We start from the raw sequence: 12585 nt of genomic DNA, 5'->3' as shown, positions 1-12585 counted from the left end.
CTCGAACTCGCGACAACCAGCTTGGAAGGCTGGAGCTCTACCAACTGAGCTACTTCCGCATTTGAATTACAAAAACTCTAATTTTCATTGGAGTTGTATGTATTTCTTTGGTGGGTGCAAATATACTTCAAAAGTTTTTTTAATTGCAAATTTTTTTAAATATTTTTTTCGAAGCAATTGCACTAACTTTACACTAGAATAAACACCTTTTACTAAATGATTAGCTTTTAATAAGTTATATGATTATGGAAATAAAGAAAATCAATTCAATTGACACTTATCCTGTTAGACATGAAGTTTTAAGAAAAGGAAAACCAATCGAATCTTGCCAATTTAAAGGTGATGATGATGAAAATACTGTTCATTTTGGATTATTTTTAGAAGATAAACTCGTTGGAATTATTTCAATTTTTAAAGAAAAGAACGAATTATTCTCTGAAATAAATCAATTTCAGATTAGAGGAATGGCGGTTTTAGAAGAATTTCAAGGCAAAGGATTTGGAGCCGAATTAGTAAAAGAAACTGAAAATTATTGTGTTAATTTAAAAACCGATTTAATTTGGTTCAACGCACGAGAAAATGCGGTTCCTTTTTACAAAAAACTAGGCTATACTACTATTGGAGATTCTTTTTTAATTCCTGATGTTGGCATTCATTTTGCTATGTATAAGAAAATTCTCTAAGAAGATTGTCAATAATTCTTCTTATATTTATGACGCAATTGTAGTTTTTATGAAAAAAATTTTACTACTCTTCATTATATTATCAACCATTTCTTGTAAAAAAGAAGCCGAACCAATTGCATATGACAATAGTATTATCAAGGATACTGTCTTAAATATAATTATTAGACCTGTGCATCCTGATTTACTTTCCGAAAAATCAGATAGTTTAAAACTGTATTATCAAAAAATGAACTTTCACGAAATTTGGTATTTAGATGAAAACCGAAGAGATTTAATTAATGAAATTAAATTTTGTTACGAAGATGGATTAAACCCAAAAGATTATGAAATTGAAATTATTGAAGATTTAGAAACCAAGAGAAAAACACTTAAAGATGATGAAATCGTTAAATATGATATTTTACTAACTGAAACTTTTGAAAAACTAGCTAACCACTTACACAAAGGAAAATTAAATCCAAAAGAATTATATACTGATTGGGATTTAAAACAAAAAGAAATAGCACTTTCTCCGTTATTAGAAAAAGGCATTAAAGAGAAAATTATCGCTTCAACATTTAAAGATATAAAGCCAAAAAACATTGTTTATCAGTTACTTAAAAAAAGCTTGTTTGAAATAGACAAATTTCCCAATGTGACCTTTGAAAAAATTGCTGTCAAAAATAAAATTGTTGTAAACGACACTTTACCAGAAATGGTAAAAATTAAAAAGAGATTGGCTTATTGGAACGATTATAAAAACAAAGACAGCATCATTACTTGGGCTTACGACACATTAACCCTTAAAGCCGTAAAACGTTTTCAAGCAAGACATGGTTTGGCTCCAGATGGCGTTATCGGAATTGGAACACTTAAAGCTTTAAACACCACTAAAAACGAAAGAATTGAACAAATATTTGCCAATTTAGAACGCTGGAAATGGTATCCTTCTGATTTCGGAAAACAATACTTAATAGCAAACATTCCAGATTACGTATTGCATTATGTAATTGATAATGACACCGTAGCTTCGCACAAAATTGTAGTAGGAACTCCTAAAAGAAAAACGCCTATTTTAAGTTCGAAGTTATCTAATTTCGTTTTCAATCCTACTTGGACCATCCCTCCTACTATTATTAAAGAAGATTTAACTCCAGAAGCATCAAGAAACCGAAACTATTTCCCTTCACGAAGATTAACCATATACAACAGCCAAGGAAAAGAAGTAAGTCCGGATGAATGGAATCCATCCAGTGCTAACAATTATAAATACGTACAAAAACCAGGTTACAATAATTCTTTGGGATTAGTTAAATTTAACTTTGCTAATCGTCATTCAGTTTATTTACATGATACAAATCATCGTGAATACTTTGCAAAAACGTATCGATCATTGAGTTCAGGATGTGTACGAGTAGAAAATCCATTGGTTTTAACCAAACAAATTTTAACCAAAACCAATCCTAACAAATGGGATAACAACGAAATTGATTCCATAATTAAATTAGAGAAAACAAAAACAGTGTCCGTTAAAAACACTGTGAATGTATATTTGTTTTATTGGACGAGTTGGATGGAAAATGACAAGCTTCAATTTAGAGATGACATTTATGAACTCGACAAAGTTCTTTTTCAGAAACTACGAAACTAATTTAGATTTCACCACATAGCTTCTTGATGGGTGATAAATAAAAATACAAGATTTCCCTTTTATTGTTTGAATCAATTCTTTGTGTACTTCGTAAGGAACAGCAGGGCAACCTTGACTTCTTCCTAATCTTCCTGTGTTTTTAATGAATGATTTGCTTACATAATCAGCTCCGTGAACTACCACTGCTCTGTTTCTAGCGTTATGGTTAATTCCGCATTCCATTCCGTCTAAACGTAATGATAATCCGTGTTTTCCTGTGTATGTTTCTCCAGTTACATAAAAACCCAAACTACTTTTAAATGATTCACTAGTGTTTGAAAAATCAGTTGCAAATTCAGAACCCGAATTTCTTCCGTGAGAAACTAACGATTTTAAAATCACTTTTTGTGTTTTCATATCAATAACCCACATTCTTTCTTGTGTAGACGACAAACTAAAATCAACAATCGTTAAAATTTCGTTTTCTATTTTACCTTGTTGTTTCAATTGCTCATAACCTTCAAAAGCCGCTAAAAAACTTTCAAATGTTGGTAAAGAAAATCCATTAGCATCGATAACTTTGAAGAATGATTTACTTTTAGCTTCAAAAGTTGCTTTCGCATTTGAAGCAATTAATTTTGGATCAGTAGATTTAACTTCATTTTTAGTATTTTTTATTGTATTCAAAGGCTTGAACGAAAAAATGCAAAATAAAATCAGGGGCAAAACTCTGTAAATCATTGTTAATCTAGTAGTTATATTGTTGTTGAGATGTGCCAAATATATTTATTATTTTTAAACCTGCAAACTTTTTTATGCATTTTATCGAAAATTTTAACCTTTCGTCGATTATTCGCACAAAAGTTAAACATTACATAAAAAAAGTAGACATATAGTGTATTACGATAATTTTGTAACAAAAAATTTTACATGATAAATAGATTCAGCCTATCCATACTTTTTTGCTTAGCAAGTTTTCTTTTTTCGTTTTCACAAACAAAAAAAAGTGTTGCTACAAAAAAAACAACAGAAAACATTTCAATTGACGCTGAACTAAACGAAGCTTCTTGGAAAGATGCAGAAATTGCAACTGACTTCGTTTCTTTAGAACCAAAAAACGGAACGCCAATTCCAGAAGAATTTAAAACCGAAGTAAAAATCTTGTATTCTAATGATGCAATTTATATTGGAGCTAAATTATACGACCCAAATCCTGAGAAAATTTTAAAAGAATTAGTTGAACGAGATGAAATTGGAACTTCTGATTTTTTTGGAATTTTTATTAATGGTTACAACGATGGTCAGCAAGAATTTAGATTTTTCGTAACAGCAGCCAATGGGCAAGTCGACACAAATTTTACTTCATCAGAAGGTGAAGATGGTTCATGGAACGCCATTTGGGAAAGCAATGCAAAAATTACCGATTTTGGCTATGTCATCGAAATGAAAATCCCGTATGCTGCACTACGTTTTCCTGAAAAAGATAAACAAACATGGGGCCTTAACTTTTTTAGAGAAGTTCGTAGAGAACGTCAAAAATATACTTGGAGCCCTATTGATAATAAAATTGGCGCAATTTCTCAACAAGCTGGAATTTTAACCGGAATAGAAAACATCAAAACACCTACCCGATTGTTCTTAATTCCTTATTCTTCATTTTATCTTTCTGGAAGCGATACACAAAAAACCAAAGGTGAATTAAAAGGAGGTTTAGATATCAAATACGGAATAAACGATGCTTTTACTTTAGATGCGATTTTGGTTCCCGATTTTGGTCAAACTAAATTTGATAATGTCGTATTAAATTTAGGTCCATTCGAACAACAATTCAATGAAAACAGGCCTTTCTTTACCGAAGGAACCGACATATTCAGCAAAGGCAATTTATTGTATTCACGAAGAATTGGACAAACTCCTGATTTGAATTTAAACATTGCCGGAAATGAATCAGTAGAAAGTCCTGGTGCTATCAACTTAGTCAATGCTTTGAAAATTTCTGGTCGAGATAAAGATGGATTAGGAATTGGATTTTTAAATGCTATTACCGAAAGAACAATAGCAACAGCTACAAATTCTGACGACAACTCTACACGACAAGTTGAAGTATCACCTTTAACTAATTATAATGTAATGGTTTTTGACCAACGATTTAATCAAAATTCATCGGTAACTTTCATTAACACAAATGTCACTAGAAACGGAAGTTTTAGAGATGCTAATGTAACCGGATTATTATTCGATTTGAATAATAAAACCAACAAATACAATCTTTCAGGAGGATTTAAATCGAGTAGTATTAATGATATTGAAAATAAAAACGGGTACAACGCCTCATTATTTTTTGCAGAAAATAACGGGAAATTTCGATATAGCTTAGGTAGCGAATATGTTTCAAAAGATTTTGATATTAATGATTTAGGAATCAACTTTAGAACCAATTATTACTCTTTTTCTGGGAACACTAACTATCGTATCTTAAACCCAAACAAAACTTTCAATACCTTTAGAATCAACTTAAATTCTTACTTTGAATTTTATACACCTACGAATCAAATTCAATCAAGTAATTTTAATGTAAACTTAAATTCTACAAATAAGAAAAATCACTTTTTTGGTGGAGGGATTAACTTTAACCCATTTAAAAATTACGATTATTATGAACCTCGTGTAGCTGATAGGTTTTTTGTAAATCCAAAAAATATTGGTGGATGGATTTACTTTTCATCAAACTACAACAACAAATTTGCTATTGATTTTGAACCTTTCTTAACACATGTAATCAATGAAAATAGATACGAAGCCGGAGTAAATATTAGTCCTAGATACCGTTTTAGCGATAAGTTTTCATTAGTTTATGGTTTCAATTATTTCAAACAAAAAAATGATATAGGTTTTATAGATTTTGAAGGTTCAAACATTATTTTCGCAAGAAGAGATAGAGATACTTATACCAATTCAATATCGAGTAAATTTTCGATAAGTAGCGAAATGAACTTCAACTTATCTGTTAGACATTATTGGTCATTAGCCGAAAACAATCAGATCAACACTTTAAATTCAGACGGAAGTTTATCACCAAACACAACTTATTCGGGCAACAGAAACTCAAACTTTAGCACTTGGAATTTAGATTTATCATATTCTTGGTGGTTTGCGCCCGGAAGTCAAATGTCGATTTTATACCGAAACAATGCGGGCACTTTTGATAGAGAAATAAATAAAGATTTTGGCTCCAATTTTTCCAACTTATTTGAAGACAATTTGAATCATGTTTTATCAATAAGTGTTCGTTATTTCATCGATTATAACCAAGCCAAAAACTGGATTAGAAAAGGGTAATCTACTTAATCGTTTTCGTAATTTTAAGTTCTAATTTCTTCAAGAAATTTACCAATTGTTTATATTTGTACAAATACACAAAAATGAACAAAAAAGTAATTTTAATGATTTTGGACGGTTGGGGAAAATCTCCCGACCCAAAAGTTTCTGCAATAGATAACGCTAATACGCCTTTTATTGATAGTTTATATACACAATACCCAAATGCCCAACTAAGAACCGATGGCTTAAACGTAGGTTTACCCGAAGGTCAAATGGGAAATTCAGAAGTAGGCCACATGAACCTTGGCGCTGGAAGAATTGTTTACCAAGATTTAGCCAAACTAAATTTAGCAGTTGAACACAAAACCATGAGTCAAGAAAAACCACTTGTAGATGCTTTTGATTATGCCAAAAAGAACAACAAAGCGATTCATTTTTTAGGATTGGTTTCTGATGGTGGTGTGCATTCACATACTTCACATCTAAGAGGTTTGATAGATGCTGCTCAAGAAAGTGGCGTGCAAAAAATGTTTGTTCATGCCTTTACCGATGGTCGTGATGTAGATCCAAAATCGGGAGCAAAATACATTGCTGATTTAGAAAATTATCTTCAAAATACTCATGCAAAATTAGCTTCTATAATTGGAAGATATTATGCTATGGATAGAGATAAACGTTGGGAAAGAGTAAAATTAGCCTACGATTTAGTAGTAAATGCAGAAGGAACTCACTCAAAGAATGCCATTGCGAGCATCAACGAAAGTTATGCAAACAATGTTACTGACGAATTTATTCAACCAATAGTAATGTCGGATGAAAACAACAATCCAGTTGCTAAAATTCAGGAAGATGATGTGGTTATTTTCTTCAATTTCAGAACCGATAGAGGAAGAGAATTAACCGAAGTATTGTCGCAAAAAGACTTTCACGAATTCAATATGCACAAACTGAATTTGTATTATGTTACGATGACCAATTACGATGAAACCTATGAAAATGTTCACGTAATTTACGACAAAGACAACATCACAGAAACACTTGGAGAAGTTTTAGAAAAAGCCAATAAAAAACAAATCCGAATTGCCGAAACAGAGAAATATCCGCACGTGACCTTTTTCTTTTCTGGTGGAAGAGAAGAACCTTTTTTAGGCGAAACGCGCATTTTGAAAAATTCACCAAAAGTAGCTACATACGATTTACAACCCGAAATGAGTGCTTTCGAACTAAAAGATGCTTTAGTTCCAGAATTAAAAAAAGGTGAAGTTGATTTTGTTTGTTTAAACTTTGCCAATGGCGATATGGTTGGACACACAGGTGTAATGGAAGCAGCAATTAAAGCGTGCGAAGCCGTTGATGTTTGTGTAAAAGAAGTAGTTGAGACCGCTTTAGAAAATAATTACACCACAATAATCATCGCTGATCACGGAAATTGTGAAACAATGATAAACCCTGATGGTTCACCAAACACAGCTCATACAACAAATCCTGTTCCAATTATTTTAGTGGATAAAGATTTGCAACATATAAAAAACGGAGTTTTAGGAGACATTGCTCCTACTATTTTAGACTTAATGGGAGTTGAAAAGCCAGAAGTAATGACTTGTAATTCTCTATTGTAATGAAACTTATTTTATCTATCATAATTAGTTTATCATTTTTTGGCTGTACCACAACGTTCAAAGCATCAAATGGAGAGGATGGAAAACCGGGAGAAGACGGTAAACCTGGAACTGAACAAAAGGGTAAAGATGGCAAAAATGGACAAAGTAAAAACACAACAATAGGCATAAAAGTATAAGTTTATTAATCCCGATTCGTCGGGATTTTTTTTGAACAATACCAAAATAAAAGTTAAACTTTTACAAATTAATAGTATTACTATTATATTTGCATTATTAAATATTATGATATGCAAAATCTACTATCAAATTTAAAAATAACTATCAACGAAAAACTCTATGTTAAAGACCCTGAAACATCTGAGTTAGGTCGTAATATTTTAAAAAATAGTATTCTAATAATTGATGAAATTGGCTTTGAAGCGTTTACTTTCAAAAAATTAGGCGAGAAAATTCAATCTAATGAAAGTTCTATTTATAGGTATTTTGAAAACAAGCATAAACTATTGGTTTATCTAACTTCATGGTATTGGTCGTGGATGGAATATCGTATGGTTTTTGCCACTACAAATGTTTCAAATCCGATTGAAAAACTAGAAAAAGCGATTAAACTTGTCACAGAAAATGTAGCAGATGACAATGCAACTCCACATATTAATGAAGAAATTCTAAGCAGAATAATCGTTGAAGAATTTACCAAAACTTTAATGACAAAAGAAGTCGATAACGAAAACAAAGAAGGCTTTTTTATTGTTTACAAAAGAGTTATCAATCGCTTAATTGAAATTATAATAGAAGTAAATCCTAAATATCCATATGCAAAAAGTTTAGCTTCAAGTATTGTGGAAGGTGCGCTTCATCAACATTTTTTAAAAAATCACTTAAAAACCATCACCAACTTATCTGAAAAAGAATGCGCTACCGCGTTCTATACAGACATGGCTAAAAAAATACTACTATGACACCACTAAAAAGATTTAAAAACCTCATCTTAATTGACAAACAAGATATTTATCAAATTTTCTTGTATTCCATTATAGCAGGATTAATCAGTTTGTCTTTGCCATTAGGAATTCAATCCATTATCAATTTCATTCAAGCAGGAAAAGTTAGCACTTCTTGGATTGTATTAGTAATTATTGTAGTTGTCGGAGTGGCTTTTGTAGGATTACTAAAAATTATGCAATTCCGAATTACCGAAAATTTACAACAAAAAATATTTGTGCGTTCTTCGTTTGAATTTGCTTATCGTTTTCCGAAAATAAAATTCAATGAATTACACAATCAATATCCGCCAGAATTAGCCAATCGATTTTTTGATACATTAACCGTTCAAAAAGGATTTTCTAAACTATTATTGGATATTTCTGGGGCGGCTTTACAAATTATTTTCGGAATTATCTTACTGTCGTTGTACCATTCCTTTTTTATCTTTTTCGGATTGGTACTTTTAATATTGTTATACTTAATTTTCAAAATCAATTTTAATTTAGGATTAGAAACGAGCTTAAAAGAATCGAAATACAAATACAAAATCGCACATTGGTTACAAGAAATTGCCAGAAATCACTTGAGTTTTAAAAGCAATTCTATCTTTAATTTTTCGCTACATAAAAACGATAAATTGGTTAATGAATATCTAAAACAAAGAGAAAATCACTTTCAAGTTTTATTAAAACAATTTATTCAACTTACCGGATTTAAAATTTTAATTACAGCTGGTTTATTGATAATTGGAGGATTATTGGTAATCAATCAGCAAATGAATATTGGGCAATTTGTTGCAGCAGAAATTATTATTTTAAGCATTATTACAGCGGTTGAAAAACTATTTTCTGGCTTAGAATTGTTTTATGATGTACTAACTTCTTTAGAAAAATTAGGTTCTGTTGTGGATATGGAATTAGAAGAAGACATTCAAAATTCAAATTATTTAGTAGATAAAAATAAAATTACAATTGAAACCGAAAATGTATCTTTTACCTATCCAAAATCGGATAAAGAAATACTTAAAAACGTTAGTCTGTCTATTCAACCTAAACAACATACTTTAATTTTAGGTGAAAATGGTTCTGGAAAAACCACTTTAATGCGATTATTGGCAAGATTAATTGAGCCAACTTCTGGAAGCATTTTTATCAATAACACAAACTATAAAAAATATTCTTCAGAAGAATATCGTTCTAAAATCGGAATCATCACTGCGCAGGAAATGCCGTTTGAAGGTACAATTTTAGAAAATATTACGTGTAATAATCCAGAAATTAAAATGGAAACGGTTTTTGATTTAATTGAAAAATTAAAACTAACCGAAGCTATAAAAGCACTTCCGAAAGGATTAGATACCACCATTTCTTCAGAAGGGAAACAAATTAATTCATCGACCATTCAAAAAATTGTATTGGCTCGTTGCATAATAAATCAACCCAAATTATTGTTTTTAGAAAATCCTTTAGACAAATCTGACGAACAAAGTTGTAGAGAAATTTTAGATTTCTTAGCGCAAGAAAAACACCCTTGGACATTAATTGTTGTAAGTAAAAACAGCTATTGGAAACAAATTTGCTCACAAATTATTCAGTTAGAAAAAGGAGAAATTAAATCAATTTAAGCCATGCTAAACATCACAAAAAATAGAATTGACCAATTTATAAAATTAGAGCAATTCAAATCGGGACAAATATTTAAAGAGCAAAAGCATTATCAGGTAATTCGTAAAATTATTTGGGCTTTTGTAATTATTGTTGTTTTGTTTTTATTTCTTCCTTGGACACAAAATATACAAGGTTCAGGAAATGTAACTACATTAAAACCTAATCAACGTCCGCAAACCATTCAAACTATCATTGGTGGTCGAATCGAAAAATGGTATGTAAACGAAGGCGATTTTGTTAAAAAAGGTGATACTATCTTATTTATTTCCGAAATTAAAGAAGAATATTTAGACCCAAATTTAGTAGAAAACACTGGAAATCAAGTAAAAGCAAAAGAAAATGCAGTTATTTCTTATGCCGATAAAGTAAAAGCGTTAGAAGCTCAAATGGGCGCAATTCAAAACGAAAAAAATCTAAAACTCAAACAAGCGCAAAACAAATTAAAACAATCCTATTTAAAGGTTCAGAGTGATAGTATTGATTTTGAAGCGAGTAAAACCCAACTAAAAATTGCTCAAACGCAATACAATCGTTCAATAAATTTGAATAAAGAAGGTTTAAAACCAATGACAGATGTGGAAGAAAAACGCATGAAATTGCAAGAAACTGAAGCAAAAATCATTACCCAAGAAAACAAATACATTGCCAGTAAAAATGAAGTTTTGAATGCTACAATGGAACTCAACAGAATTAGTGCCGAATATGCCGAAAAAAATGCAAAAGCAAGTAGTGATAAACAAACAGCAATGAGTTCGCAATTTGATACCGAAGCGCAAGTAAACAAACTGAAAAACCAGTATAAAAACTACCAAATTAGAAACGGCTTGTATTATATCACAGCCCCACAAGATGGTTATGTAAATAGAGCTTTGCAATCTGGAATTGGCGAAAACATTAAAGAAGGAACTGCTGTTGTAAGCATTATGCCTTCAAAATATGACATTGCCGTGGAAACTTATATTGATCCAGTTGATTTTCCACTAATTAATAAAGGTGAAAAAGTTAGAGTTTGGTTTGATGGTTGGCCTACAATTGTTTTTAGCGGTTGGCCTGGCGTTTCGTATGGAACTTTTGGAGGAGTAATTGTTGCCAAAGAAAATTTCATAAGTCCAAACGGAAAATACCGTGTATTAATTGCTCCAGATCCAAAAGAAAACAAATGGCCTGAGCAATTGAGCATTGGCGCTGGAACCCAAACATTAGCATTATTAAACGATGTACCTATTTGGTTCGAAATTTGGCGAACATTAAATGGTTTTCCACCTAATTTTTATCAACCAACAGCTACCGAAAACACTAAAAAATAATGAGAACGAATCTATTTTATATCTTCATTTTCATTTGTAGTTCATTGAGTTTGTTGGCACAAAATTCTCCAACCGAATTCACCTACAATGAATTTTTAGGTTACGTAAAAAAATACCATCCACTGGTAAAAAAAGCCGATTTAAAACTGAACGAAGCCCAAGCGAATTTAATGGAAGCTCGTGGTGCTTTTGATCCAAAAATTGAAGTCGATTTCAGTGAAAAACAATTCAAAGACAGCGAATATTATTCGATTTTAAACAGCAGTTTTAAAATTCCAACTTGGTACGGAATAGAACTAAAAGCAGGATTTGATAACGCTGAAGGAATTTACGTAAATCCAGAAAACACATTACCAAATAGCGGATTAACTTCGTTAGGAATTTCGGTTCCTGTAGGACAAGGTTTATTCATTAATCAACGAATGGCCGATTTAAGAAAAGCTAAAATTGCCCGAAATTTAAACGTTGCCGAAAGAAATTTACAAGCCATTGAAGTCATTTACGAGGCTTCAGTAAGTTACGTAACTTGGAAAAGAAGTTTTGATGAAGTAAAATTGTATGAAACCTATTTAAAAAACGCTTTAATTCGTTACAACGGTGTTTCAAAATTAATTGAAGAAGGCGATAAACCTGCAATCGATAGCGTAGAAGCCGGAATTGCCGTTAAAACCCGAAGATTGAACTTAGAAGATGCAAAGTTAAAATTAACCAAAGCCAAATTAGAATTATCTAATTATTTATGGTTAGAAAACAATATTCCGTTAGAATTAAATGATGGCTTGCAACCCGAAGATTTATTGGCAAAAACCATAAAACAAACGCTTCAAATTAATGAACTGGGAACAATTGATTTAGACAATCATCCTAAAATTCAGGCGTTAGATGCTAAAATTGCAATGTTAAAAGTAGACCGAAAACTAAAAGCAAATGCGCTTTTACCCAAGTTAGATTTGAGTTACAATTATTTATCCGAGCCAAGTTATATTGACAATTATCGCTTTGAAGATTATAAAATAGGAGTGAATTTTGCGTTTCCAATATTTTTACGAAAAGAACGCGGAAGTTTAAAATTAGCCGATTTAAAAATTCAGGATTCCGAATTTGGTTTGCAGTTTGAACGAAAAAATTTAGAAAACAAACTCAAAGCACAACAACAAGAAATTGTTTCGCTTCAAAAACAGCAAGATTATAATGATACATTAGTAAAAGATTTTACCACATTATTAAATGCCGAAGATCGATTATTTGAAATGGGAGAAAGTTCGTTGTTTATAATAAATTCTCGTGAAAACTCGTTGGTAAGCTCACAACTTACAGAAATTGCTTTAGAAAATCGTTATTTGAATGCTGTAATTGGCTTATATAGAACCATTGCAAATCCACAATAAA

The 12585-nt window shown here is 31.2% G+C and carries 10 protein-coding genes; 9 read left to right on the top strand and 1 reads right to left on the bottom strand.

What is annotated here, in order from left to right:
- Window positions 1–245: 245 nt before the first annotated feature.
- Window positions 246–683 (top strand): GNAT family N-acetyltransferase, encoded by a 438-nt coding sequence (locus tag GFJ94_RS10130; protein WP_153201416.1) that lies wholly within the window; start codon window positions 246–248, stop codon window positions 681–683.
- 49 nt (window positions 684–732) lie between these two features.
- Window positions 733–2316, top strand: a complete 1584-nt coding sequence (locus GFJ94_RS10125; RefSeq protein WP_162523835.1) for a murein L,D-transpeptidase — start codon at window positions 733–735, stop codon at window positions 2314–2316.
- On the opposite strand, the gene GFJ94_RS10120 is transcribed toward GFJ94_RS10125, so the two are convergent.
- On the bottom strand, window positions 2305–2982 hold the full coding sequence (locus GFJ94_RS10120; RefSeq protein ID WP_370513818.1) for a murein L,D-transpeptidase catalytic domain family protein: 678 nt from the start codon (window positions 2980–2982) through the stop codon (window positions 2305–2307). The two genes, GFJ94_RS10125 and GFJ94_RS10120, sit on opposite strands and share 12 nt — an antisense overlap.
- Before the next feature lie 243 nt (window positions 2983–3225).
- Here GFJ94_RS10120 and GFJ94_RS10115 point away from each other — a divergent pair, with 243 nt between their 5' ends.
- The 7 genes from GFJ94_RS10115 (at window position 3226) to GFJ94_RS10085 (ending at window position 12584) form a co-directional block, all read left to right on the top strand.
- Window positions 3226–5634 carry a DUF5916 domain-containing protein gene (locus GFJ94_RS10115; protein WP_153201413.1) on the top strand — a complete coding sequence of 803 codons (2409 nt, stop codon included), beginning with the start codon at window positions 3226–3228 and terminating at the stop codon, window positions 5632–5634.
- Between the two features lie 83 nt (window positions 5635–5717).
- On the top strand, window positions 5718–7235 hold the full coding sequence (gene gpmI / locus GFJ94_RS10110; RefSeq protein WP_153201412.1) for a 2,3-bisphosphoglycerate-independent phosphoglycerate mutase: 1518 nt from the start codon (window positions 5718–5720) through the stop codon (window positions 7233–7235).
- Window positions 7235–7414, top strand: coding sequence for a hypothetical protein (locus GFJ94_RS10105; protein WP_153201411.1), 180 nt, complete (start codon window positions 7235–7237; stop codon window positions 7412–7414). Before gpmI ends, GFJ94_RS10105 begins: the two co-directional genes overlap by 1 nt.
- Window positions 7415–7525: 111 nt before the next feature.
- The gene (locus tag GFJ94_RS10100; protein ID WP_153201410.1) at window positions 7526–8197 is read left to right on the top strand and encodes a TetR/AcrR family transcriptional regulator; all 672 of its coding nucleotides are present in this window, start codon (window positions 7526–7528) and stop codon (window positions 8195–8197) included.
- Entirely contained in the window at window positions 8194–9846 is a 1653-nt protein-coding gene (locus GFJ94_RS10095) for a peptidase domain-containing ABC transporter (RefSeq protein ID WP_153201409.1), read from the top strand. Before GFJ94_RS10100 ends, GFJ94_RS10095 begins: the two co-directional genes overlap by 4 nt.
- Window positions 9847–9849: 3 nt before the next feature.
- The gene (locus GFJ94_RS10090) at window positions 9850–11196 is read left to right on the top strand and encodes an HlyD family secretion protein (RefSeq protein ID WP_153201408.1); all 1347 of its coding nucleotides are present in this window, start codon (window positions 9850–9852) and stop codon (window positions 11194–11196) included.
- On the top strand, window positions 11196–12584 hold the full coding sequence (locus GFJ94_RS10085; RefSeq protein ID WP_153201407.1) for a TolC family protein: 1389 nt from the start codon (window positions 11196–11198) through the stop codon (window positions 12582–12584). Before GFJ94_RS10090 ends, GFJ94_RS10085 begins: the two co-directional genes overlap by 1 nt.
- Window position 12585 lies beyond the last annotated feature (1 nt).

The sequence above is a fragment of the Flavobacterium sp. LMO8 genome (assembly GCF_009495755.1).
In the GTDB taxonomy this organism is placed as follows: domain Bacteria; phylum Bacteroidota; class Bacteroidia; order Flavobacteriales; family Flavobacteriaceae; genus Flavobacterium.
This window is presented reverse-complemented; position numbering and strand designations above follow the sequence as displayed.